Genomic DNA, 25301 nt, shown 5'->3' with positions numbered 1-25301 from the left:
AAACTATCGGTCATTAGTACAGGTGAGTTTGACCATTGTGTCTAACGCAGGTAATGGTGAAGGTAGCTGTATGTGACAATGTTGCTCTCTCCCCCAACGTGCTTCGACGACATCGCCACCATGTAGGCCAGCCAAGTAAGCCAGGCCATCCTCACCGACCATCCCCAAGGCCTGACCTTTTTCATTGAATACCTCTGTAGCAAAAGGTACCGATTTACCGTCCGATTTAACCAGTTCAAGCATCAACTTACTGCCCGAAAGCATATCGAAATGGCGATAACCGATAGCCCCTTCCGTTAAGGTTCCCATGGATATTGGTGTGCCGATTGGCTCGGCATTTTCGCCTAACTTATTGACATCAATACTGGTACGTTGACGATAGTAGCTAGCAACATCGGCCACCACTGCCTTACCGTATTTATCAGTATAAGTTGGCAGCCCACCGGCATGCACAGGTACATCCTTAGTACCATCTGTGTCGACCATAATGCGGCTGCCGCCCATCATACCCACACGGTGCACGGCTACGCCTTGCCCTGTAGCGGTTATTCCACCATTCAGTGATACACCCACTGCGGTTGATCCGCCGGTTTGATGGCTAAGGTTAGCCATAATATTGGCTTTATCACCAGTATAAGTATAGAAACCGCTCGCACTTTCACCAGCCGGTGACGTTGAGGCAGTCACTGAATAGCTGTTGCGTTCATCAACTCGATTATAGAAACTCATGCTATTGGTGGTTTTTCCGCCCATGGTTGAAGCGCTGTAACTAACGTGTTTATTATTTCCCAAAGGTACCGACAGCGTAAAATAAAGCCCATCATCAGTGCGATCATTTTGCTCAAGATGATAAGCGCTCACTGAGGTACTCAGATTTCGCCAGTCCATCACATCGAAGGAGTGAGAGAGCGAAAGACTAATTCGATCACTATCAGTCTGCGACCAATAGGACTGATGTGTATAGTCAACGTAAGCTCCCAACTTTGCATCTCTAAACTGTTTACTCAATACCACGCTGTACATCTCTTTCGAGCCGCCACGGTATGGCTCACCAATCTTTTTAGCGACCATAAAATCATTCATGGTCATAAAATCCCGCTCAGAGAAGCGATATCCTGCAAAAGCAACTTGGCTGTCATACTGTTCAAACATTTTCGAGTAGTTGACTCGATAAGAGCCGCCACTTTTCGTCCCTTCGGGAAGTTGAGCACGTGACTCAGTAATATCGAACGAAATAGCACCAAACTGAAGCAGATCTCGCCCTATACCTACAGATACGGCTGAATAATTATTAGCAAATAAACCGCCACCAAGTAGTGACCAGCCATTATTAACCCCCCAAGAAAATTCAGCACTGGCAAAGGCTGGACCATCTAACTCATGTTCTCTACTGCTAACTTTGCCACTGTTGAATTTGTAACGTAATGACCCAGGGCGAGATAAATAGGGAATAGTGGCAGTGTTAACTTGAAAAGTCTGCACTGAACCGTCTTGCTCTTCTACCTGCACATCCAACATGCCACTGATGGAGCTGCTCAGATCTTGAATTCTAAAAGGCCCTGATGCGACTTGCGTTTCATAAATAATCCGGCCTTGTTGGCTTATCACTACTTTGGCGTTTGTTTTAGCTATTCCTACCACTTCTGGTGCATAACCACGTAGATTCGGAGGCAGCATTTTATCATCGGTGATCAATGAAGCTCCGGTAAATTGGAAACCGTCAAAAATCGAATTGCCCAGATCTTGTTCACCCAACGTCAGTTTTGCATGCAGTTCTGGTAAAGCTCTATAGGCATAGACACGACGTACATCGAACTCACTTTGAGAATCTTCTAGACCATTTTTATTTTCGTTATGTTGGTAACGACCTTGCCAATTCGCTCGTAACCGCCACACGTTAGCATTAATCCCAGCCACACCGTAACCGGTCAGGCTGGTTTTATTGTTATATTCTGAATGGTCATTACGGAGGTTAATACCGTAATCAAGCAACGCACCGTTCACTCCGTTATCCCAGCGAGAAGGTGGCTCCCAAGAGTCACTCATATAATTTCGATAAGCTTGAGGTACGGAAAATGTCAGAGTGTCTTTATTTAATTCACCTCTAATAAGCATCCCTTCAAGTACCGAAGGGTTATAACAAACTGAACCTGCTTTTTTCGAAATAGGTGGGCTTGTCAATAACCGTTCAAGTTCGGCTGCTTTTAAGCCTAATTCATTAGCTAGGTCAGCGGTTAAGCAAACTTGTGATTCGTTCTCGCTCTGCTCATAAAAGAGTACTTTACGTTCACCAATCAGCATATTATTAACTACCATTTGCATGGTGTATTCACCAGGCACTATATATCCTGCTTGCTGAAATACTCCAGATTCAATGCTTTCTTTATCTTTGACATCGAGTAGATCAGTATTAAATTCAATATTTGCAGCAAGAGATGATTCTATTCCACCCAAAATAACCGATGAAACAATCAGAGATAATGTTTTTTTGTTTATATGTTTCAATTACCAACCCCATGCAAATCTTAAATATTAAATAAATACGCGCATCCCTGCGCGTATTGTCCTACAATATTTAGAACTAAAATTACTCGTAGCTGATCATAAAGTTTGCAGTTGCAGTAAACTCACCTGGGACTGCTTTTTCGCCTTCTTTAACAGTACCAACAAGTTTTGCACCAAAGTTCAGAATGTTTTCACCTTCAATTAGTGAGATGCCCTTAGTTTTTGTACCCAGTTCAATTGAAGAGCTGTCGTGCATGTTAACTAGAGCAATAGCAGCGCCTTTACCTGAACCTTGGATAGCCAGGGACTTAGTCATAACAGCGTCACCATTACCGGTGAATGTCATAGTGGCTGCTTTCGCTGTTTCTAGAGAGCAAGACTCAAGATGTACTTCAATAGGACGTAGTGGGGTCTCACCATTTTTTTCTAATAGAACATTGGAAATCTGACCCATTTGGATAGTCTGATCGACACTTTCCGGAGCAATAGAACACGGCGCATCAACGATAGAACCCACAAAGTTAATTACACCGTGACCATGGTCAACTGGCGCATCAGCAGCAAATACAGAAGCAGACATCATCAAAATTGCAGAAGCGATAATTGTTTTTTTCATTTCTTTTATACCCTTTAGTTTTTAAGGCTAATAATTGACTAATTGACTTTACGTTTATTGCACTCGAATTAATCGGCGATCTACACAACCCAAGAAAGCACACCTAACCCAAGTGACTGGAAGTATTATTCACAATCGAACCAAGGATTACCAAATACCAAAAAATACTAAAAAATCCATTTAAAAACAGAAACTTGTAATTAAATGCAGAGGGAGAATAAAACGAAATAAAATATGAATAATAGAAAACAAAACAAATAAGTCGAGGTAACACCATGCAAAATAAAGATTAACAGGGTGAATATAAAAATTAATGGTAAAAGTTAATAAGTGATATGTTTAAGCTTAGTATATGAATCCAAGAGGTATAATAGTGCTTATTGAGAGACTGAACGATAATAATTAGCTGATAAAAAAAGCCAGCGTAGGCTGGCTTAAGCATGAAACCCAAGGCTTGCTGCAATAGCAGCTCGGCGTTCGATGACCCATTGACTATCAAACGGCCCCCAATCCGATAACCGATAATAGCCATCATTATGACGACGTCCATCTTGAACAAAGCTGAGCTCAATTCCGATCCCCGGCATCGCTTTGATCACATCCTGAATGGTGCGACGTGGCCATCCGGTTTTTTCAATTAACTTAGGGACATTTGGTCGTTCAAGACTTTCAACTAATAAAGCAAGATATAACCGCCTTGCAAAAACAGGACTCAATTCCATTGATACCTCCTAAATGGTGCAGAGTGCATTATTTCTGTTTTGTCAGTTAAGATGTTGCGTTCGATCAATAACAGGCCAATCGATAGCGCTACAGAACCACTTTCTTATCTCCCACGTGCTATCCGCATAGTATTTGTGCACACTCAACCAAATCATCAATAGGTTTTTTTGTCACTACTTGCGCTTCCTGTTAGGATTTGAACTCTGAGTCATACCAATGATTAACCAGCCAATGATGACGATAAATTGGCACCAGAGCGAGGAAAAGGAACCTTATGCTTATTACTCTTTACGGCATCCCCAACTGCGACACCATCAAAAAAGCGCGAAAATGGTTAGACGCCAAGGGGGTCGAATATCAATTTCATGATTACCGAAAAGATGGTATTACTGCTGAATTAATCGATGAGTTTTTTCAAGCGCTCGGTTGGCAAAATGTGATCAATAAACGGGGAACGACTTATCGCCAATTGAGCCCACAGCAAAAAGAGAACCTCAATGAAACGACCGCTCTGCCTTTGTTACTTGAGCAACCTGCGATGATTAAACGCCCTATTTTACGTATCGAAAAATTACTCTATGTCGGTTTTAGCACCGATGATTACGCCACTCTTTTTCCATCACCACAAGGACAATAAGGATGATAGATAGCCCCGTACTCGCGCTAGCAAAAGATTTGATCAGTCGCGAATCCGTCACCCCAAATGATGCAGGTTGCCAACAGGTGATGATTGAACGCCTTGCCGCGTTGGGCTTTAATATTGAGCCGATGGTCTTCGAAGATACGACCAACTTTTGGGCTCGTAAAGGAACCGAAGGTCCTTTGTTTGTCTTTGCAGGTCACACCGATGTAGTTCCTGCTGGGCCTCTTTTTCAGTGGCATACACCGCCATTTGACCCCACCGTCATTGATGGCTATCTGCATGGTCGTGGTGCCGCGGATATGAAAGGCTCATTAGCGTGCATGATAGTGGCGGTAGAACGCTTTTTAGCGAAACATCCTAATCACAAGGGGTCCATCGGTTTTTTAATTACCTCTGATGAAGAAGGCCCTTTTATTAACGGGACAACTAAAGTGGTTGATGCGTTAATGGCTCGCAATGAGCTGATTGATATGTGCATTGTCGGCGAACCTTCTAGTACCTTAAAAGTCGGCGATGTTGTTAAAAATGGGCGTCGTGGTTCGATTACTGGCGATCTAACCATTAAAGGAACACAAGGCCATGTTGCTTACCCTCATTTAGCGAATAACCCCGTACATCAAGCGCTACCCGCTTTGGCGGAACTCGCAGCGACCACGTGGGATCAAGGCAATGCTTACTTTCCGCCAACCAGCTTCCAAATCCCGAACTTACAAGCAGGGACCGGCGCGTCAAATGTAATACCTGGTGAATTTAGTGTGCAATTCAATTTCCGATTTAGTACCGAATTGACCGAGCAAGAGATCAAACGTCGTGTGCACTCGGTATTAGACGCGCATGGTTTAGACTATGAGCTAAAATGGACATTGAGTGGTGATCCTTTTCTGACTGATGCTGGCTCGCTACTCGATGCGGTGGTTTATGCCGTCCAAGAGGTCAATCATCAACAGCCCCAGTTATTAACCACTGGAGGCACTTCTGATGGCCGCTTTATTGCCAAGATGGGCGCACAAGTCGTCGAGTTAGGACCTGTCAATGCCACTATTCATAAAGTCAATGAATGTGTCAGCATCGCAGATTTAGAGAAACTCACGGACATGTATCAAAACGTGCTGGAGCACCTTTTCGGCCAATGATGTCACCTAAACAATTAACGGGGAAAACCGACGACCACCTCAATGCGGTGCTCGTCGGCCAAAAAAACTTTTGGATTCATCCCCAAGTCAGCCAAGATTTGCTGGCTTTAAAACAAGCGGCCGACTCAGCTGGGTTTAATTTTAATATCGCCAGCGGTTTTCGATCTTTTGCGCGTCAGCAAAGTATATGGAATCGCAAAATGAATGGTGAGCTCGCTATCTTAGATGATAATAGCCAACCTATTGACACTTCTCTTTACTCAGAAGAACAACGAGTGTGGGCTATTTTACGCTGGTCTGCGTTACCTGGCGCAAGTCGCCATCACTGGGGGACTGATTTTGATGTTTTTGATCGCCATGGATTACCCGCCGGAGAGTCATTGCAGTTAGAGCCTTGGGAATATTTACAAGCCCATCAACGCCCATTCTATCAATGGTTAAAAGAGCATATTAAACCGTTTGGATTTTTTTTCCCTTACCAACAAAATAGTATCGGAGTCGCTTTTGAGCCTTGGCATATCAGCCATCGACTGACTGCTGAAAGGTGCTTAACACAATTAACCCTTGACGTACTCGCCGAACAATTAGCAGTTGAAGACCTATTAGGCAAACAAACCGTATTACAAAACCTAGAGACGATCTACAATCAGTACATCATCAATATTGCATAGGCAGGACGGATATGGACTTTTTATTCAACCCATGGGTGATTTCAATTGCTGCGATGAGCCTGATTATTGGTAATTTAGCGGCACTCAAATACCTATCCAAAATCAAATTCCAACCCATGAGCAAAAAAAAAGATTTTGAAAAGCTCAGCGAGCTAGACAAAAAACTGCAATCAATCACTGCCGAACTTGATTCCTCAGAACCGACACCATCAGAGCAGGAAATAGAAAAAACAGAACAAGCTAAAAAAGAGAGGGATACTTAACATTAGTATCCCTCGTCGTAGTAATGACTTAACTTAGTATTAAACTATTTCTCTGCAATCGCAGCCAGAACTGGAGCCATTTCTTTCAATAACTCTTCTTCAACAGGTTTACCTGCCGAGTTGGTTACGTTGACTGACGTTCGATTACCTAAATCACCAAACAAGAAAGTATAAGTGCCCGCCCTTAGATTCATGGGCTTGACACCAATATGATGCCAAAATTGATCATCAGGAGAGGCGTAACGCGCTTTAATAGTTCCCTGAGACTGATTACGCTCTTCAATAGTAAAGCCCATCTCAGGTAATAAAGTCGGTATACGCTGCCATAACACATCATAAGGTGTACGAGCAATGATCACCGGCAAACCACTACGGTCGGAGCCCATCGTGATGGGTATCTGCTTGACTAACTCTTGCGCTCGACGCGTCGCTTCTTCCCGCACTTGCTGATCATAACGGCTAGTAACTAAATTGGTCATAAAAGCGTTATAACGCTCTTTATTACTGGCGGTTACCGGCATTGGTTTACCATCTTCCCGCCAATCTATCAGGGATATTTTAAAACCAAAACGGTTGTTAGCTTCGACACGGGTTAACTCATAGCGGCTACCAAGCGTGGTATCCTCATCTTCAGAGACCCAATTAATCCAACTGGTTTCGACACGATTATCGCTCTGCTCTACCGCGCCAATCCCTCGCTCTTCCATCATGGTTAATGCCGTTTGCCATACTCTATCGGCTTCATCTTGACGAATCATCCACAAGGTTACTTCACCATTTTGGCGCTCCGCACGGGCGCCAGGAATTAACTCAAGAATTTGTTGAGGTGGACGAATATCCACTTTTCGGCCGATTTTCCCAGGGAATTGTCCTTCAGGAATCGTATAGTTAGGATAAAACTGAGGTACCGCGCCTTCAGGTAAGACCCAAGACGTTAATGGTTTAGTCTCTAAGTAAGCAAAATCATTTTTTGCTTGACGCCGCTGTGCCGGACTACTTGAACAAGCACTCAACACCAATACAGCCAGCGAACCAACAACCAGCTGGTGGGATAACTTCATTGAAACTCCTAAGTTGCTGAGAAGAGTCTCAGCCGTAAAACGTTATAGAATACAAGCTTCTGTCATAGCTTGGGCAACAAACGGGCGAGCGGATTCTGAAAGCTCAGTTAAAGGTAAACGTAAATGACCGTGTGCAATTAAACCCAATCGATGAGCCGCCCATTTCACTGGAATAGGGCTAGACTCAACAAACAGCCCCTTATGGAGAGGCATTAAACGTTGATTAATGATTTCCGCTTCTGCAAACTGGCCAGAAAGCGCAAGTGACATCATTTTAGCCATATCTGCGGCCGCAATATTATTAGTAACCGAGATAACGCCTCTTCCCCCCAGTTTAACAAACTCAAGCCCAGTAGCGTCATCGCCACTTAGCAAAACAAACTGGTCACCGCAAAGCTCACGATGTAACGCAATACGACTTAAATCACCCGTTGCGTCTTTGAGTGCAACAATATTTTTTAGTTCCGCTAAACGAGCAACGGTTTCTGGTTTTAAGTCAACAGCCGTTCGGCTCGGAACATTATAAAGAATCACCGGAATATCCGTTTCTTGGCTGATCGCTTGATAGTGCTGAAACAATCCCTCTTGCGTCGGTTTATTATAATAAGGAGTCACACTCAAATAACCTGCAATTCCGGTATTATTCAGTAAACGACTAAACGTTACCGACTCATGCGTCGCATTCGCTCCCGTTCCAGCAATAACGGGAATACGCCCAGCGGAAAACTCGACCGTTTTCGCCACAACTTTGACATGTTCTTCTACCGAAAGGGTCGATGACTCGCCTGTCGTACCGACAGAAACAATGGCGTCAGTCCCTGCGGCGACATGATAATCGACAAGTTTTTGTAAACTAACGTAGTCTACTTCACCGTCATGGTCGAAAGGCGTAATTAACGCAACGATACTTCCTGAAAACATGTCTATCTCCCTAAATTGATAACTTTTGCATGGTACTGCATGGCACTTAAAAAACACAAGGGGGGAGATCTGCTTAAATGACACCTAACCGTGAATATTTATCAAATCTTATAGCAGCGCCACTGAACCTAGTCGTGTCGAAGTCACTCAGTGGGCCCCCAAGAATCTATTAATACAACGTTAGTTCAGATAAACCAACGTTATTACTCTCGTTATGATTGCAAAAGAGAGTATGCATGGCTCTTTCGTTTGGTTATATACCTAAATGACTTGGCGTTGCAAGTCAGCGATAAATAAATGAATGCATGCCATGCGCATCGATAAACAAGCTGAGTGACTAGACAAACGTAGCTAGCCTCACAACATCAAGCTAGTCGGTTATACACTTGTTTTGTACAACGGATTGTCAACTTCCAGCAAGAAGGTGATTAACAATTATTGACTCATGACCATTCACCAGATGTACGATTTTCATATCGCTTATTAACTGTGTTAACATCAATGAAAACATTCAACTTAAGTGGCCTTATGATTCAACATCTCGTGATAACCGCTATAGGCTCTGACCGTGCGGGCGTTTGTAACCAAGTCGTTCAATTGGTTACTCAAGCTGGTTGTAACATTATTGATAGTCGTATTGCTTTATTTGGTAATGAATTTACCTTAATAATGCTGGTTTCTGGTAATACAAACAGCATTACTCGCGTCGAAAGCACACTGCCGTTACTCGGACAACAACAAGATCTGATCACGATGATGAAACGAACTTCTCCGCATCATCAGCCACATTATGCTTATAGTGTTGAAGTGTATGTCGAATCTGACGATAAACTTGGCTTAACTGAAAAATTTACCCATTTCTTTGCCGAGCGATACATTGGTATGGCTTCACTGAGCGCACAAACCATTCACAAATCAAAACTCAGTACCGAGCATGATCAATTTCATATTGCGATTACAGCTCAAGTCAATGCCGACTATAATCTTATGCAATTACAAGAAGAGTTTGCCGCACTCTGCCAACAGCTGGATGTGCGAGGCTCACTCAATTTCATAAAAAACAGTCAATAAAAGGAAAATAATCACCATGACTCCTCTACACGTAGGTTCAACAGTACCGACGCTGACTCGACTGGATCAACACGGCAAGCCAATCTCACTGGCAGATTTTGCAGGGAAAAAAGTACTGCTGTATTTTTATCCGAAAGCCATGACACCGGGCTGTACTGTACAAGCTCAAGGCTTACGTGACATTCAAGCAGAACTTGCAGCGCACAATGTCGTGGTACTCGGCGTAAGCATTGATCCCGTAGCTCGGTTAGGTAAGTTTATTGAGCGCGATAAGCTTAACTTCACATTATTGTCCGATGAAGATCATCAGTTGGCGGATCAATTTGGCGTTTGGGGAGAGAAAAAGTTTATGGGTAAAACTTACGATGGACTGCATCGGATCAGTTTTTTAATTGATGAACAAGGCAAAGTTGCTCATGTGTTTGATAAATTTAAAACCAAAGATCATCATCAGGTCGTTCTTAACTATTTAAATCAAGCATAACGTCGCAGAGGCATTCCCTTCGCTCAGTAAAAACCGCTCTATTATCAACAGAGCGGTTTTTTAGTCACGACTGATTAATTATCAATCAGTACGCTCAAACAATAAATTTACCTAAAATGGCGTCTTGCTCACGCACGTTCTCAGCTTGAACCTGCATGGCAATATTGGCCTCTTCAGCCGAGTCAGAAACTTGGGTTGATAAATCTTTTATCTTCACCGTATTGCTGTTAATTTCTTCCGCTACTAAGCTCTGTTGTTCCGCCGCAGAAGCAATCTGTAAGTTCATATCACTGATTTGCTGAATGGCATGGCGGATACGCTGTAATGCACCATCGGCTAACTGCGCTTTGGCAACCGCATCTACCGCCGTATCTTTACTCTCTTTCATCGCTTTCGATACCGAGCTAGAGCCAATCTGTAGTTGCTCAATCATACCGCGAATTTCCGTCGTTGATTGCTGAGTTCGTTGCGCTAACGTACGTACTTCATCAGCAACAACCGCGAAACCACGCCCCGATTCACCCGCACGCGCTGCTTCAATCGCCGCATTGAGTGCTAATAGGTTAGTTTGATCGGCGATATCGTTAATGACTTTTAAAATCGTTTCAATATTAGCCGTTGCCGACTCCAAACCTTGAACTTCTTTAACAGCCATTTCAATGTGCGCGGATAACTTATCGATCGATTGCGTCGTTACACTCACAACTTGCGAACCTTCAATGGTTGCTTCATCGGCTTCTTTTGCGGCAGAGGCGGCCCCTTGAGCATTATTGGCGACTTCCGTCGCGGTCACCGACATTTCATGCATCGCCGTCGCTAATTGCTCAAGCTCTTGCAACTGAGAGCGCATCGCTGAAGATGAACCTTCAACACTCATGATCGTCAGCTCAGCCCCACGCATGATCTCCTCACCAATCGCTTTCGATTGCTTGATTTGCGTTTGTAATGTCTCAGTGAAGGTATTAAAGCCGCGAGCAAGCTCAGCAAACTCTTGATCGGTATTGGTATCTAGACGTTGAGTTAAATCACCTTGTCCCGAAGCAACATCTTTGATCGCTTGATTCAGCACGCTCAGTGGACGCATCAATACCTTGATCAATAAGGTCAGGCCAATGATACTGACAATCACACCAATCAAAGTATAAATAATCGAACTATTACGTAGTTTAGTCAGTGCAACAAATGCTAGCGACTCATCAACCACTGCTCCCACATACCAATTTTCACTGGCGACACGACTGAAATAGACTAGGTGTGACTGGCCATTAATATCAACGTGCTGTATGCCCTCTTTTAATTGAACATCGGGTAAATAGGTCGTCAACTTCTGACCGTTATATTGCGTTTCAGGGTGCGCAATGGTTGAGCCATCGGCAGTCACAATAAACATGTAGCCCGCATCAAATAGGTTAATTCGATTAACCATTTCTGCTAATTGAGTCAGCTCTAAATCATAAAACATTGCGCCGATAAAGCGTCCAGCATGACGTACTGGCGTGCCGATAGAAATGATGATCGTATTGGTCGACGCGTCAGCATAAGGCGCGGTAACGACGAGTGAGTTCTGAGCTTTAGCGCCGATATACCATGGGCGACGTCTTGGGTCGTAATCACTACCCGGATCCCAACCGTCGTCATTCTCGACCATGGAACCATCTGATTCATAACCCAAACCGATGGATAAAAAGCTGCCTTTCAGCGCCGGTTTTTCTAGCACATTACTGACATATTGACGGTTTAAAGGATCAAGTTCTAAAGTTTCGGTGATGGTTTGAGCCATCCCTTTCTTGCTCCCCATATCCAAGCTAATGGTATTTTTTACTCCAGCGACCATTTCTTTTAAGCTGCTGTGCACCAAAGCTTGCACCTCTGAGCGAACCGTCGTCAACTGTTGCACAGACAATGAAACGACAATGACCAACAGTAGTGCAGATGAAGCTGCCACAATTTTTTGACTAAATTTCATAATTTCCCTCTACTAATCTTCCTGATGTTCTTTTTATTTTTTATGTGGGCGAAGTTGGCCTTAATCACTGTATCGCCAAGTTCAATCAAAACTTAAACGAGGATATTAAGAGTGTAAGCAAAAGTTAACTCTTTTTCCGCAACGACGACATAAACATCGCTTAATTATCTTTAAACAAAAAGCCTCATTTATAATAATGAGGCTTAACAATTCAATGATGAGGCAAAAAACACACCGTCATTTAACCATCGACAGAGGCCATGTCGTCATCATTACTGGGTAAAGCATGCCACACGGCTTTCACTAATGTGGCCAGAGGAATGGCGAAAAAGACGCCCCAGAATCCCCATAATCCGCCAAAAACTAACACTGCGATGATGATGGCAACTGGATGCAAATTGACCGCTTCAGAAAATAAAATAGGCACCAGTACATTACCATCCAAAATTTGAATAATGAAGTATGCCACCAATAAGGTATAGTATTGAGGCGTTAATCCCCATTGGAACAAACCAACAATCGCCACCGGAATTGTCACCGCTGCCGCCCCAATGTAGGGGATCAGAACCGAAAAACCTACCGCTACAGCGAGTAGCGCAGAGTAACGTAAATCTAAAATCGCAAACGTCACATAGCTCACGCCACCAACGATTAAAATTTCCAACACTTTACCGCGAATATAATTAGAAATTTGTTGATTCATTTCTAACCATACCTTGGTCGCTAAACGTCGATTTCGAGGCAAGACGCCACTCGCGATCGACATCATTTCTTGTTTATCTTTCAGTAAAAAAAACACCAACATCGGCACGAGAATCAAATATACCGCCAACGTTGCTAAACTAACCAACGAAGCTAATGAGCCTTTAACGACCGACTCTCCCATACTCAATGCTTTATTTTTAGCATTGTTCACTAACGATTCAACGATTTGTAAATTGGCCAACTCTGGATAGCGATCCGGTAAACTGGCAATAAAGTTTTGCAAACCGTTATACATATTAGGGATATCATTAATTAAATTAATTACTTGCTGCCAAATGGTTGGAACAATACCAAATAACGCCACTAACATGAGCCCGAGAAACAACGATACAATAACCAAAACTGATAAGGTTCTCGGGATCCCTAAACGGCATAATTGCGTGACAGGCCACTCAAGCAGATAGGCCAAGACAATCGCAACCAATAATGGGGCGATCAAGTGACCAAAAAAATAGATAATAACAAAACCAAAAAATAAGATAGCGACCAAACTAACCGCATGAGGATCGGAGAATCGTCTTTGATACCAACGATTGAGCATTTCAAACATCGAGCGGGCTCTCCTTAATAATAGAACACGAAAAATAGCCATGATTTGGCAAATTAACAGAGTGCACAGGCAACGTGTTGAGATAACCTTGAACACCAACATTACTCTGCCTGCCAATCAGAATAGTGAGATTTTGTCTATCATCAAGCGCTAAGATGTGACGCTTTGCAAGTAATAATGTCATTAGGCAGTACGACTTAGGCAAATCAACAATCTTGGGTTCCATTTTAGAGCTCAATCCTTAATATAGACTCAAACCACCGATGGATGGATCAGATGGTTCCTCGTTATTAAACGCGAGGAGAAGTGGCAACACAGTGTATAAAGCAAACACCAATAATACCACTGCCGCCGTCAGTAAACGAGATGACTTTCTCCGGCGTAGGAAACCAATTACATCGTGCAGTGTCTTAGAGAAAGATAAGCTTGGAGCATTCCCTATCACCATGAAAATAAAACGTTCTCTTGTTTACCTCTGCCTTGCGGCAACCTTAAGTCCTCTTTCCGGTGCGTATGCGAACCGTTTTGGGAGTGATAGCATAGAGCTGCCCGATATTGGTACCGTAGCGGGCTCAACATTAACAATTGATCAAGAGCTTATCTATGGCGATGCGTATATGCGCATGTTACGTAATAGCCGTCCTATCATCAATGATCCTGTCATTAATGAGTATATCGAAACCTTGGGTTATCGCTTAGTTGCTAGCTCCGACGATGTCAAAACACCATTTACCTTCTTCATGATCCGCGATCGTAACATTAACGCTTTTGCGTTTTTCGGTGGTTATATTGCATTGCATTCTGGCCTACTGCTACACGCTCAATCAGAAAGTGAACTCGCATCTGTCATGGCGCATGAAATTGCTCACGTCACTCAGCGCCATTTAGCACGCAGTATGGAGGAACAAGCTCGTCGCTCTCCAGCAACGATTGCCGCCTTAGCTGGCTCACTACTGTTAGCCATCGCCGCGCCTCAAGCAGGAATTGCCGCTATCACCGCAACGACAGCGGGTAGTATGCAAAGCCAAATTAATTACACTCGCAGTAATGAAAAAGAAGCGGATCGCTTTGGGATTGCGACTTTAGCTAAAGCTGGGTTTGATGTGCATGCCATGCCACGCTTTTTTGGTCGTCTTGCTGACGAATATCGTTACGCCAGTACACCACCACCGATGCTACTGACTCACCCTCTACCCGAAGATCGTATTACGGATAGCCGAGCTCGAGCACAGCAGTTTCCTAGTGTGAATGTTGCCCCTTCTCTGAATTATCATTTAACACGCTCGCGAGTTGTCGCTCGTTACGCCGGAATCAACAGTGAAGCCGCATTAGATTGGTTTAAACGTAACCAAAGAAAAGCGGACCCGAGTATGGCTGCCGCTTTTGATTATGGTAAAGCACTCGTTTATCTTGATACTAAACAATACGACGAAGCAGAAAGCCGCTTAAAAACGTTGCTACAAAGCCATCCTGACAATAATTTTTACCTCGATGCGATGAGTGATCTTCTGATTGATACTGAACGTGCAACAGAAGCACAATCCATGCTGGCTCAAGCATTGCAACGCAAACCCAATAATCCGGTGTTGGTGATAAACTACGCCAATGCCTTAATCAAAAATGACCAGTTTCCAGAAGCTATCCGAATGCTACAGCGCTACACACATGATCGCCCAAATGATGTCAATGGATGGCATTTATTAGCAGAGGCCAACAGTCGAAGTGGTAATAGTGCGGAAGATTTAGCAGCCCGAGCCGAAATTTTTGCTTTAGGTGCGAACTGGAATAAAGCGATTCAATTTTATACCCAAGCCAGTCAGCTTGCTCCTTTAGGAAGTTTGCAACAAGCTCGCTATGATGCACGACTCGATCAGCTCATGGTACAAAGAGATCGATTTTTAGCGCTACGATAAATTTAGCGACTCAAGTCATTGTTAGCCAACAATGACTCGAAGTGGTCGATGGTCAGCAAACGAGTGAACCCCTAATAATATCGACAGGGGAAAACGACGCAGCCTCGTCAATTCGCGGAACAATGAACCACTTAAATAATAAACCATCTTTATTAAGGAGAAAGGATGTCCGTTACCATTTATCATAATCCACGCTGCTCTAAAAGCCGAGAAACGTTAGCTTTATTAGAAGCGCGTAACCTACAACCTAATATTATTCATTATTTACAAACTCCACTGACGATTGAACAACTCAAAGCCATTTATGCAAAGTTACCCCATAGTCAGGTTCGCGACATGATGCGTTGTAAAGAAGCCTTGTACAAAACCCTGAATTTAGACGATCCTTCCCTCTCGGACGAGGCGTTATTTTCAGCCATGGCAGAACACCCCTCTCTGATCGAACGTCCGATTGTTGTGGTAAATCAACAAGCCCGTCTCGGCCGCCCACCAGAACAGGTACTGGACATCTTATGACCCGTCTGATCGTTTTGTACTACAGCCGTCACGGCAGTACTCAAAGCTTGGCTCGGCACATTGCCCGAGGCATTGAGTCAGTCTCTGGATGTGAGGCGATTTTGCGTACCGTTCCTGAGCTGGAACCTACGCAAGGAAACGCGAGCGAGCCGTACTTAACCCTAGATGAGTTAGAGCAGTGTCATGGCTTAGCCGTTGGCAGCCCCGTTTGGTTCGGAAATATGGCCGCGCCATTAAAACATTTTTGGGATCAAACGACTCCACTATGGGTTAAAGGCTCGTTAATTGATAAACCTGCCTGCGTATTTACTAGCTCAGCAACGTTACACGGTGGACAAGAGACGACCCAACAGACCATGATGCTGCCTTTACTGCATCATGGCATGTTGATCATGGGGATTCCTTATTCAGAGCCTAAGTTACATACAACCCGAACGGGAGGTACTCCCTACGGAGCCAGTCATGTGGCAGACTCTGTAAATACCACTTTAAGTCATGATGAAAGTGAATTAGCACAACGTCTTGGTCAGCGCCTAGCTCAACTTGCCGTTACCTTAAATAATAGCAATAACCATTAATCGAGAATGTTAGTCCAAACCAATGAGAAGTTGGGACTAACATTAAATCGGTAGAAGGGATTTTTTTATTTTTCCAGCTTGGATAATCATCGTCATTTTGTGCTCAGGATCCTCTAAAAAGCTAATATCATGATTTAGATCTCCCGCGACTAAAAGTATATCAGCCAATGCTTGTTCTTTTATCACGCCTAATGCGCCGGGATAAGGATCACAGTGACCGGATAATTTTAGCAGCTGCCCATTTTTACCAGTCGCCATCGCTAAGACTTCTAATGGCGTGAAAAAACGTGTCAGCTTAGACAACATCTTGCCCTGCTTACTGAGATTGCTTGGTGTAAATAAGATATCAGTGCCCCAAGCAGTATTGATCTGATATTTTTTCGCCAGCTCGTAAGCTCTTATCGTCCCTTCAGCCACTAATTTCTGCTTTTTAATATTTGCTTCATCTTGATAGACGTTAGAATCTTCATCAGCAAGGAAAGGCTGCAAACTCCACCAAATCCCCTGCTTAGCCATCAGCTGGGCCGTTTTTTCATCACATAACTGACCATGCTCAATACACTTTACCCCGCATTCGATCGCTCGTTGAATACTCTCACTGGTGTAAGCATGAACCATCACATAAGTGCCCCAGTCACTGGCCGCCGCAACCGCCGCTTTGATTTCATGTGCAGTATATTGATTGGTAAACAAATGATCATGAGGAGAAGCAACTCCTCCTCCAGCCATTATCTTAATTTGCGCCGCACCTTGCATCAATTGTTCACGAACAGCCTTGAGTACCGCGTCATGGCCATCGGCGATTGAAGAAATACCAGCGCGTTCAATACTACTGAGTGTATTGCAATTAAATAAGTCGGCGGAAGTTCTAAAATCCGCATGGCCCGATGTTTGCGAAATCATTGCTCCAGAAGGATAAATTCTTGGACCATCAAACAAGTGGTTATCAATGGCTTTCTTAAGCGAAAAACTCGGGCCTCCAGCATCTCTCACGGTCGTAAAACCACGCATTAAAGTATTGTTCGCTTCTTTCACGGCAAGGAGATGAAGATAGCTAATCTCTTCCATCATCGCTTGAGACTTAGTAATGGCACACAACATTGAGTGCCAATGAGCGTCAATCAAACCGGGCATTAATGTATAGCCTTGACAATCAATCACGCTGTCTTGGGTAAGTGGCAATGGTTGGTCAATAAGAACCGTGATAATTTTGCCACTGTCGATCAATACACTAGCATTTGCTTTAATCGTCAGGGTTTCGCCATCAAATAATTGCGCATTTGTTAGCCAGTATCGGTTCCTATGCTCGACCGATGGACTCGGTGTCAGCGCTGCTGATAGCTGCTCATACACCACATGGGATGCTTGAGGAGTGAGTGCTAAACGTTGATGAATGGTCTCTATTCCTTGACTACCACATTGGCAGTGACTGGTTGTTTCACTCATAACCACTCCTCTATTAATATTTTTTATTTAATAGCTCTTATCAAATAACGTCAATCGTCGTTATTTAATGTTATTTGCATTGATAAACCATAAGGGGGAAATTCATCCCCCCTTAGAAAATTCACTTAATCTTGCCAAGAAAAATAAAGCTGCGTTCTTTTAGGGGGAGTAACCACCGATGACTCATCCTCTGACTGACGACCATCTTTCGCCTTATCTTGCTGAACGTTCTTACGCTCAATTAGCTTCGGCGCCGCTCTTTGCGTCACTTGACGAAGACGAAGCACTTCTTGAGCGAAATCTGCTTCGCTAGCTAATAAATGCACATTGAAGATAACTTCATCCCCTTGAATACTCACAATATCCAAAGAGGCAACAGAACTTAAGCGTCTGACGCTCTCCTCTAAGGTAAAGAAAGCCCGAGCATTATTAATCGGTTTAAATGCAGCCCAAAGGGTTTGTGAGGACTCAGTGCCGACTAACACAGCACTTTTTTTAGCATAGTGGTTGGCCAATACGTCGATCAATGTATTCACAGCCTCCTCACCTGACGTCTGCCCGCTCATGGGTGCTTTCGGAGAGGTTAGCAGCTGATCGGCCGATTGATCGTACAACGCCCAACGCAAAGTAGAACCTTGAGCTCGTAGCACTAAAATGGCATCGCTGGCGTAACGCTGACTCGCTGTCGCAATGGACTCCGTAAAGCCTCCCCACAGATCAGAACTCTGGATCCCCGTCACATCCTCAAAGTCACCAACCGGAAGCGTTAAGGGTAAACCTCGCTGTTCAGCCTGCCTTTTTAATTGCGATACCATGTCAGTTTGTGAATGGTCCCAAATAATACGGCGCTCATAGTCAGATTCTTCCACTAACCATACTAAAATATTAGCCCGTTCTTCAGGCCAAAACGCTAAATGCGCTTGAGTCAACAGTGCGCGGATACGAGGCCCACTAAAAGCCACTCTTAATGTTCTTTGATCATTGAGTTGTCCATAGCTGATCTGATTAGCATACTGAGCACTTTGACGCAGCGCTTTACTGACGACGTCATTGCTCAATGAGTCCTGACTACCCGTCGCTCGAATAACCACCTCTTGCATGGCACGAATTCGAGCCTCGGCTTCTGGATCGTTGTGCTGCTCATCCATCACAACTTCAGCTTGGTACAAATTGATTTTGGTTAATGCCAATGCAGGTAGACTGATTAACCCAATCAACAACAAAACGAAATAGCGCATACGGTTACCATAGATTCCAAGTGAACATTGATGATAAGCAACTATCTAGGTCGGGGCAAGGCGCTGTACGAGGGCCAGTGTCAATTTTCCGCAGTTTTTCCGCCTCTCAATCCCTCTTCATTAGTGACAACGTCTGACCTTTTCAATCGATTAATGAGCGTAAACCAGAAAAAGTTTGATCCATAACCCATAGCAATCGTTTGCAAAGATGATAGAATCCCGCGAATTTTATTTTGCTTCAGGGAAAACACGATGAAAAATGCCATTCAAGGCGCACAAATGCTATTTGTCGCATTTGGTGCTCTGGTCTTGGTTCCATTACTAACCGGGCTTGATCCTAACGTTGCTCTGTTTGGGGCAGGTGTTGGCACCTTAATCTTTCAGCTCATCACTCGCCGATCTGTACCTATCTTTCTCGCCTCTTCTTTCGCTTTTATTGCTCCGATCATGTATGGCGTACAGACCTGGGGAATTGGCGCAACAATGGGTGGCCTAATGGCCGCAGGCGCAGTCTATGTGTTACTCGGCGCTATCATTAAAGTTCGAGGTGTGGGCTTTGTACACACGCTATTACCGCCCGTGGTCGTTGGACCGGTTATTATGGTGATCGGATTGGGTCTCGCGCCTACCGCAGTCAATATGGCTCTAGGTAGAACAGGGGATGGTTCAATACAACTGATCGATGCACAAGCTGCATTATGGATCTCTGCGATTTCATTGCTGGTCACTGTCGGAGTGAGTGTTTTTTCGCGAGGCTTTTTTAAGCTGATCCCTATTTGTGCAGGTATTGCCGCGGGTTATAGCGTTTCTCTCTACTTTGGTGTGGTCAGCTTTGTTCCTGTTCAGCAAGCCGCATGGCTTGCATTGCCAAACTTTACCTTTCCTGAATTTAATATTAATGCCATTTTATTTATGATTCCGGTCGCGATTGCTCCAGCCGTTGAGCACGTAGGTGATATGTTAGCCATATCCAATGTGACCGGAAAAGATTATCTGAAGAAACCGGGCTTACACCGTACTATTGCGGGTGATGGGTTTGCCACTATGGCAGCCAGTATGGTCGGTGCACCACCGAACACCACTTACAGTGAAGTCACTGGTGCAGTCATGTTAACCAAAGCTTTTAACCCGGTGATTATGACTTGGGCGGCAGTAACAGCGATTATATTAGCCTTGGTCGGTAAACTTGGGGCATTGTTACAAACCATTCCTATCCCAGTAATGGGTGGCATTATGATTTTGCTGTTTGGGTCAATTGCTACCGTTGGGCTCAACACGCTGATCCGAAACCAAGTCGACCTACACAAATCACGAAATCTAGTTATTGTCGCTGTCACCTTAGTCTTTGGCATCGGTGGCATGGCATTTGGTATTGGTGAATTTAGTTTACAAGGCGTAAGCCTGTGTGGGATTGTTGCGATTGTTCTTAATTTAGTACTACCAAAAGATCTCGGTGAAAACCAAGTCGTCGATAACACGCAGATGGATAAGCATTGATCATGTCGCCAAGGCAGTGGCAAATTCAAGTAGGAAAATGATAAGTAAAGCTCTCGTTCATCTGAGGATCATCAATAGACGTCATCGAGATGGACGAGAGTATCCAAGCGACCAACTCGCCATAACAGGCTAGAAAAATTTATTGGCATAAATCAGCAAGTTCACCGCCAGTAAGCTTTGCGAGATCTTGTGGGCTGAGTTCGATCTCTAAACCACGCTTCCCTGCACTGACACACAAAGTGGTCAATGTCTCGGCGCTGCTGTGAATAAAAGTCGGCAAGCGTTTCTTCTGCCCTAAAGGACTGATCCCACCAACCACATAACCCGTCACTTTTTGAGCCACCTCAGGGTCAGCCATTTCGGCTTTTTTCGCTTTTGCTGCTTTTGCTGCGAGCTTTAAGTTGAGCTTTTTCTCGACAGGGATCACCGCAACGGCTAAATGCTTGGCTTCACCATTGAGACAGAACAATAACGTTTTGAATACCGTCGCCGGATCTTGTCCCAAGGCTTGCGCAGCCTCTAAGCCATAGCTAGGGTGGCTAGGATCGTGCTCATAGTGATGAATCGTGTGGGCGATGTGCTTTTTTTTCGCTAAATCAATTGCTGGGGTCATACTTAGCCACTCCTTATTGCCCAAACAAAAAAAACGAGTAAGGAATTATCTTACTCGTTTTTTTAAAGCGCAAGGACTTAACTTAACGAATATCGATCGGTGCAAAGCTCTTAATCAAATCATCCAAGGCTTTCATTTGTGCCAAGAAAGGCTCAAGCTTATCTAATGGTAATGCTGACGGACCATCACATTTTGCTTGGTCAGGCGTTGGGTGGGCTTCGATAAATAAACCGGCGATCCCCGTTGCTAATCCAGCTTTAGCCAGTTCTACGGTTTGCTCGCGGCGGCCACCAGAAGCGGCTCCCAATGGATCGCGCATCTGTAGTGAGTGGGTAACATCAAAAATAATTGGACTGCCTTGAGAGGCTTTTTTCATCACGCCAAATCCAAGCATATCGACCACTAAGTTATCGTACCCGTGACAAGCACCGCGTTCACATAAAATTACTTGATCATTGCCACATTCCGCGAACTTTTCAACAATATTGCCAACTTGCCCAGGGCTCATAAACTGCGGTTTTTTAACGTTAATAACTGCGCCCGTTTTTGCCATCGCTTCGACTAAATCCGTTTGACGAGCCAAAAATGCGGGTAACTGGATAACATCGACAACCTCAGAGACTGGTTGAGCCTGCGCTTCGGTATGTACGTCGGTAATGATTTTCACCCCGAAGGTCTCTTTCAGCTCTTGAAAGATTTTCATGCCCTCTTCCAAGCCAGGCCCACGGTATGAATGTACCGAGCTACGGTTAGCCTTATCGAACGACGCTTTAAACACGTAAGGAATACCAAGCTTTTCGGTTACTTTGACGTAGTGCTCGCAAATTTGCATCGCCAAATCACGAGATTCCAACACATTCATACCCGCAAACAGCGTAAAGGGATGATCATTGGCGACCGGAATATGACCGATATGAACAATTTTTTGTTCCATAGTGAGTTCTCTTAAGTTGTGATTAATGCAGCGTCACTGGATAAACCGTCAGCGCATTCATTTGATTCTTGAGTAACTGCGCTGCAGGATCATCAGGGCAGTGTTCAATAAAGTATTGGAAATCGGATAACGCCACCTGATGACAATCTAACTGCTGATAGATAAAACCACGATCACGTATCTCATAAGGATCATCAGGGACAAAAGTTAACGCTAAATTGGTACAGCGCAGCGCCAAAGTATAGCGCTCTTCGCGCAACAAGGCACTTTTCAATAAGGCTAGCCAACGACCAATAATCGTTGGATTGTCTGTCGGTTGGATGTGTTCTGCCTGTAAACGAGCTAAAGGACCTTTATGACCAACCAACCACGCATTAAGCATGTATTTCGAGACAAACTCGCCAGAAAAAGGATTAAGATACAAGGGCGCTTCGTCTGGCCAATGAACTTCAAGTAAAAATTGGGTAGGGAAAGTAATCCCTTGTACGGGAAAGTCAAAGCGCCTAGCAAAATAGAGTAATAAAGCCCCGAGACTGACGGGTATTCCCTGACGACGCTCAAGGACTTTATCAATAAAACCATTACGAGAATGGAAATAGGACTCTTTATCACCACAAAAGCCCCACTGACGATAAAAAACATCCAAAAATAGAGCGAAACGCTGCTTTGCATTCGATTCATCAGCCAAAGCAAGCTCAGCTTGATGATACAACTTTTGTAACTCAGCGAGAGCCCAATCGACCTTTGTCTCTGGGTTGATGGCCTTATTTAATGCCAGCGCACCTTCCACTAAATCCATTGCATCAAAATCTTCATCAAACAAGTTCAACATAGATTTATCGAGTCCATGATATTAACTGAAAAACATCGGAGCTTTAGAAGCGGTAACTTTGCCTGCCATAATCAACCACCCCATGGCACCAAGAAAAGCAAACGAGCGCAGCAGTTTATTACGGCCAAATTTGAGGGCAAAAAAGCCCAAAGCAATATAAGCCAAGACACAAGTAATTTTATCGGTCATCCACGGTGCTGCTGCCGTATAAGGTATAAAGCCAGTGATCACAATAAGCCAAATTCCAGTGATTAATAACAGACTATCGTTGATGTGCGGATAAATTTTCAGAAACTTATGTTGTAACCAATGAGAATCCATCATCATTAAAATATAACGAACACTCAATAAGAAAGCGCTAATCGCAATAGTGAAAAGATGGAGTGATTTAAGTCCTTCGTACATGTGTTCCTCTTTAAAATCGATATTGACCCAAGGTGACTCGATCGTTACCAGCATAATCTTGCTCGGTAACCACTTGTTGATACCCTAGTTCATTGAGAATGGTTTGCACCGCTTTGCCTTGTTGATAACCATGTTCAAACAATAACCATCCTTGATCGAGTAAGTATTCACGAGCCATTATCGCGATATGTTTAATATCGGCTAATCCATTATCGCCTGCGACCAAAGCGCTTTTAGGTTCAAAACGGACATCGCCTTGCTGTAAATGGGGATCGTGTTCCTCGATGTAAGGCGGGTTAGAGGCAATCACAGCAAACTTTATACCGTTAGCGAGAGGGGTAAACCAACTGCCTTGTAAAAATGTGACATTGGTGATTCGTAATCGTTTGCGATTATCGTCGGCAAGCTCAACGGCCTCTGAGCGTAGATCAATACCCAGCACATTACGCTGAGGCAACTCTGAAGCAAGGGCTAATGCAATAGCCCCATTTCCTGTCCCTAAGTCAAGGATATCACCGTCACAAAGCTCAGCTTTATCGAGTGCCAATTCAACTAAGCGCTCAGTATCAGGTCGAGGTATTAAGGTCGATGGCGCAACTTTTAGGGGCAACGACCAAAATTCGCGTTCCCCAATAATATAAGCGATCGGCTCACCTACGATGCGCCGTGCGAGTAATGCTTCAAAAGCGGAAACCAAGTCTGGGCTGAGTACTTTATCTGGCCACGTCAGTAAATACGAACGTGGTTTTTGTAACACATGGCAAAGCAGTAGAGTAGCATCGAGAGACGGCGAATCACTGCCGCTCTCGGTCAATTGCCGCTTCGCCTTAGCCAATAAGGCTTGTATCATCATGACGATTAATCAACTAATGGTTATCGGATAACGCAGCCAGCAGATCCGCTTGATGCTCTTGGACAACGGGATCAATCAAAGCTTGTAAATCACCTTCCATCACTTCATTAAGACGATAAATAGTGAGGTTAATACGATGATCGGAAACACGGCTTTGTGGGTAGTTATAAGTACGAATACGATCACTGCGATCGCCTGAACCGAGTAGGTTGCGTCGTGTATCGGAGATTTCCGCTGCGCGTTTTTTCTCTTCCGCTTGAACAATCCGAGCGCCAAGTACAGACATCGCTTTAGCTTTGTTCTTATGTTGAGAACGCTCATCCTGACACTCAACCACAATCCCCGTCGGCAAGTGAGTAATCCGAATCGCTGAATCCGTCGTGTTAACGTGCTGACCACCCGCCCCTGATGAGCGGAAGGTATCAATTTTTAGATCGCTGGCTTTAATTTCAGGAATTTCTGCTTCAGGAATTTCTGGCATGACCGCCACGGTACAGGCTGACGTGTGTACACGGCCCTGAGATTCGGTTGCGGGAACACGCTGCACTCGGTGGCCGCCCGATTCAAATTTCAATACCCCGTAAGCTCCGTCACCATTAACTTTGGCTATCATCTCTTTGTAACCACCATGCTCAGCTTCACTCGCCGACATGACTTCAATCCGCCAGCCTTTTTTCTCAGCAAAACGGCTGTACATGCGGAATAGATCACCAGCAAAAATACCGGCTTCGTCACCACCAGCACCAGCACGAATTTCTAGAAAGCAGTTACGATCATCGTTCGGATCTTTCGGCAATAACAAAATTTGCAGCTCAGCACTTAAGCGCTCAATTTCAGCTTTGGCCGTTTTCATCTCATCTTGCGCCATCTCGCGCATTTCCGCGTCGTCTTCTTTGGCCATCTCTTCTGCAGCCAGCAAATCTTCCTGAGCTTGTTGATAGGCTTGGAAGCATTTGGTGACTTCTTCGAGCTGCGAGTACTCTTTTGAGAGCGATCGAAATTTATTTTGATCACCGATCACGGCAGGATCACCTAATAAGTGTTGCACTTCTTCGTAGCGCTCCACCAAAGATTCAAGCTTAACTAAAATCGACGCTTTCATAA

General features: G+C 44.3%; 25 protein-coding genes. 10 read left to right on the top strand and 15 right to left on the bottom strand.

Annotated elements, in window-relative coordinates; translation table 11 throughout:
* Nucleotides 1–3: 3 nt before the first annotated feature.
* From AACS00_RS03655 to AACS00_RS03645, 3 genes are all read right to left on the bottom strand, one after another.
* Nucleotides 4–2505, bottom strand: coding sequence for a fimbria/pilus outer membrane usher protein (locus AACS00_RS03655; RefSeq protein ID WP_258306832.1), 2502 nt, complete (start codon nucleotides 2503–2505; stop codon nucleotides 4–6).
* A gap of 82 nt (nucleotides 2506–2587) precedes the next feature.
* Entirely contained in the window at nucleotides 2588–3121 is a 534-nt protein-coding gene (locus tag AACS00_RS03650) for a fimbrial protein (RefSeq protein ID WP_110166548.1), read from the bottom strand.
* Nucleotides 3122–3555: 434 nt separating this feature from the next.
* A complete protein-coding gene (locus tag AACS00_RS03645; RefSeq protein ID WP_072669923.1) occupies nucleotides 3556–3843 on the bottom strand; it encodes a winged helix-turn-helix domain-containing protein in 288 nt (95 codons plus the stop codon).
* 275 nt (nucleotides 3844–4118) lie between these two features.
* Between AACS00_RS03645 and AACS00_RS03640 the strand changes: the two genes are divergently transcribed.
* Genes AACS00_RS03640 through AACS00_RS03625 form a run of 4 tightly spaced genes read left to right on the top strand, consistent with a single transcriptional unit; the run spans nucleotide 4119 to nucleotide 6554 of the window.
* Nucleotides 4119–4481, top strand: a complete 363-nt coding sequence (locus AACS00_RS03640) for an ArsC family reductase (protein WP_072669924.1) — start codon at nucleotides 4119–4121, stop codon at nucleotides 4479–4481.
* Nucleotides 4482–4483: 2 nt separating this feature from the next.
* Nucleotides 4484–5620 carry a succinyl-diaminopimelate desuccinylase gene (gene dapE, locus AACS00_RS03635; protein ID WP_110166547.1) on the top strand — a complete coding sequence of 379 codons (1137 nt, stop codon included), beginning with the start codon at nucleotides 4484–4486 and terminating at the stop codon, nucleotides 5618–5620.
* The gene (locus AACS00_RS03630) at nucleotides 5620–6291 is read left to right on the top strand and encodes a M15 family metallopeptidase (RefSeq protein ID WP_181397477.1); all 672 of its coding nucleotides are present in this window, start codon (nucleotides 5620–5622) and stop codon (nucleotides 6289–6291) included. The genes dapE and AACS00_RS03630 overlap by 1 nt, the downstream gene beginning before the upstream one ends.
* 11 nt (nucleotides 6292–6302) lie before the next feature.
* Entirely contained in the window at nucleotides 6303–6554 is a 252-nt protein-coding gene (locus tag AACS00_RS03625; RefSeq protein WP_072669927.1) for a DUF2897 family protein, read from the top strand.
* Nucleotides 6555–6598: 44 nt separating this feature from the next.
* Here the strand turns inward: AACS00_RS03625 and bamC are convergent, their stop codons facing one another.
* Nucleotides 6599–7615, bottom strand: coding sequence for an outer membrane protein assembly factor BamC (gene bamC, locus AACS00_RS03620; RefSeq protein WP_072669928.1), 1017 nt, complete (start codon nucleotides 7613–7615; stop codon nucleotides 6599–6601).
* A 42-nt stretch (nucleotides 7616–7657) separates the two neighbouring features.
* Nucleotides 7658–8536 (bottom strand): 4-hydroxy-tetrahydrodipicolinate synthase, encoded by an 879-nt coding sequence (gene dapA, locus AACS00_RS03615; RefSeq protein WP_072669929.1) that lies wholly within the window; start codon nucleotides 8534–8536, stop codon nucleotides 7658–7660.
* Between the two features lie 528 nt (nucleotides 8537–9064).
* Between dapA and AACS00_RS03610 the strand changes: the two genes are divergently transcribed.
* The gene (locus AACS00_RS03610) at nucleotides 9065–9607 is read left to right on the top strand and encodes a glycine cleavage system protein R (protein ID WP_110166546.1); all 543 of its coding nucleotides are present in this window, start codon (nucleotides 9065–9067) and stop codon (nucleotides 9605–9607) included.
* Between the two features lie 16 nt (nucleotides 9608–9623).
* Nucleotides 9624–10091 (top strand): thioredoxin-dependent thiol peroxidase, encoded by a 468-nt coding sequence (gene bcp / locus AACS00_RS03605; protein WP_110166545.1) that lies wholly within the window; start codon nucleotides 9624–9626, stop codon nucleotides 10089–10091.
* 94 nt (nucleotides 10092–10185) lie between these two features.
* Here bcp and AACS00_RS03600 read toward each other — a convergent pair whose 3' ends face one another.
* Together AACS00_RS03600 and AACS00_RS03595 are read right to left on the bottom strand one after the other, a co-directional pair.
* A complete protein-coding gene (locus AACS00_RS03600) occupies nucleotides 10186–12057 on the bottom strand; it encodes a methyl-accepting chemotaxis protein (protein ID WP_110166544.1) in 1872 nt (623 codons plus the stop codon).
* 241 nt (nucleotides 12058–12298) lie between these two features.
* The gene (locus AACS00_RS03595) at nucleotides 12299–13372 is read right to left on the bottom strand and encodes an AI-2E family transporter (protein WP_110166543.1); all 1074 of its coding nucleotides are present in this window, start codon (nucleotides 13370–13372) and stop codon (nucleotides 12299–12301) included.
* Between the two features lie 446 nt (nucleotides 13373–13818).
* Between AACS00_RS03595 and AACS00_RS03590 the strand changes: the two genes are divergently transcribed.
* The 3 genes from AACS00_RS03590 to wrbA all read left to right on the top strand — a co-directional run bounded on the left by AACS00_RS03590 (nucleotide 13819) and on the right by wrbA (nucleotide 16379).
* Entirely contained in the window at nucleotides 13819–15285 is a 1467-nt protein-coding gene (locus AACS00_RS03590; RefSeq protein WP_072669935.1) for a beta-barrel assembly-enhancing protease, read from the top strand.
* Between the two features lie 165 nt (nucleotides 15286–15450).
* On the top strand, nucleotides 15451–15801 hold the full coding sequence (gene arsC, locus AACS00_RS03585; RefSeq protein ID WP_110166541.1) for an arsenate reductase (glutaredoxin): 351 nt from the start codon (nucleotides 15451–15453) through the stop codon (nucleotides 15799–15801).
* Nucleotides 15798–16379, top strand: a complete 582-nt coding sequence (wrbA, locus tag AACS00_RS03580; RefSeq protein ID WP_110166540.1) for an NAD(P)H:quinone oxidoreductase — start codon at nucleotides 15798–15800, stop codon at nucleotides 16377–16379. Before arsC ends, wrbA begins: the two co-directional genes overlap by 4 nt.
* A 42-nt stretch (nucleotides 16380–16421) precedes the next feature.
* On the opposite strand, the gene AACS00_RS03575 is transcribed toward wrbA, so the two are convergent.
* Both AACS00_RS03575 and AACS00_RS03570 read right to left on the bottom strand, forming a co-directional pair.
* A complete protein-coding gene (locus AACS00_RS03575; RefSeq protein WP_110166539.1) occupies nucleotides 16422–17825 on the bottom strand; it encodes a metal-dependent hydrolase family protein in 1404 nt (467 codons plus the stop codon).
* 125 nt (nucleotides 17826–17950) lie between these two features.
* The gene (locus AACS00_RS03570; protein WP_110166538.1) at nucleotides 17951–19063 is read right to left on the bottom strand and encodes a DUF2066 domain-containing protein; all 1113 of its coding nucleotides are present in this window, start codon (nucleotides 19061–19063) and stop codon (nucleotides 17951–17953) included.
* Between the two features lie 252 nt (nucleotides 19064–19315).
* On the opposite strand from AACS00_RS03570, the gene AACS00_RS03565 reads away from it, so the two are divergent.
* The gene (locus AACS00_RS03565; RefSeq protein ID WP_072669940.1) at nucleotides 19316–20560 is read left to right on the top strand and encodes a uracil-xanthine permease family protein; all 1245 of its coding nucleotides are present in this window, start codon (nucleotides 19316–19318) and stop codon (nucleotides 20558–20560) included.
* A 139-nt stretch (nucleotides 20561–20699) separates the two neighbouring features.
* Here AACS00_RS03565 and ybaK read toward each other — a convergent pair whose 3' ends face one another.
* From ybaK to prfA, 6 genes are all read right to left on the bottom strand, one after another.
* Nucleotides 20700–21173, bottom strand: coding sequence for a Cys-tRNA(Pro) deacylase (ybaK, locus tag AACS00_RS03560; protein ID WP_072669941.1), 474 nt, complete (start codon nucleotides 21171–21173; stop codon nucleotides 20700–20702).
* Nucleotides 21174–21255: 82 nt separating this feature from the next.
* Nucleotides 21256–22107 carry a 3-deoxy-8-phosphooctulonate synthase gene (gene kdsA, locus AACS00_RS03555; RefSeq protein ID WP_110166537.1) on the bottom strand — a complete coding sequence of 284 codons (852 nt, stop codon included), beginning with the start codon at nucleotides 22105–22107 and terminating at the stop codon, nucleotides 21256–21258.
* Between the two features lie 22 nt (nucleotides 22108–22129).
* Nucleotides 22130–22939, bottom strand: a complete 810-nt coding sequence (locus AACS00_RS03550; protein ID WP_072669943.1) for a SirB1 family protein — start codon at nucleotides 22937–22939, stop codon at nucleotides 22130–22132.
* 21 nt (nucleotides 22940–22960) lie between these two features.
* Nucleotides 22961–23344, bottom strand: coding sequence for a SirB2 family protein (locus AACS00_RS03545; protein WP_072669944.1), 384 nt, complete (start codon nucleotides 23342–23344; stop codon nucleotides 22961–22963).
* Between the two features lie 10 nt (nucleotides 23345–23354).
* Nucleotides 23355–24203 (bottom strand): peptide chain release factor N(5)-glutamine methyltransferase, encoded by an 849-nt coding sequence (gene prmC, locus AACS00_RS03540; protein ID WP_375152938.1) that lies wholly within the window; start codon nucleotides 24201–24203, stop codon nucleotides 23355–23357.
* A 7-nt stretch (nucleotides 24204–24210) separates the two neighbouring features.
* Nucleotides 24211–25299 (bottom strand): peptide chain release factor 1, encoded by a 1089-nt coding sequence (gene prfA, locus AACS00_RS03535; RefSeq protein WP_072669946.1) that lies wholly within the window; start codon nucleotides 25297–25299, stop codon nucleotides 24211–24213.
* Between the last annotated feature and the right edge of the window lie 2 nt (nucleotides 25300–25301).

The sequence above is a fragment of the Vibrio sp. 11986-1-5 genome (assembly GCF_963878025.1).
GTDB classification, from domain to species: domain Bacteria; phylum Pseudomonadota; class Gammaproteobacteria; order Enterobacterales; family Vibrionaceae; genus Vibrio; species Vibrio injensis.
Note: the sequence above shows the minus strand (reverse complement) of the source record. Positions and strands in the feature narration are given on the sequence as shown.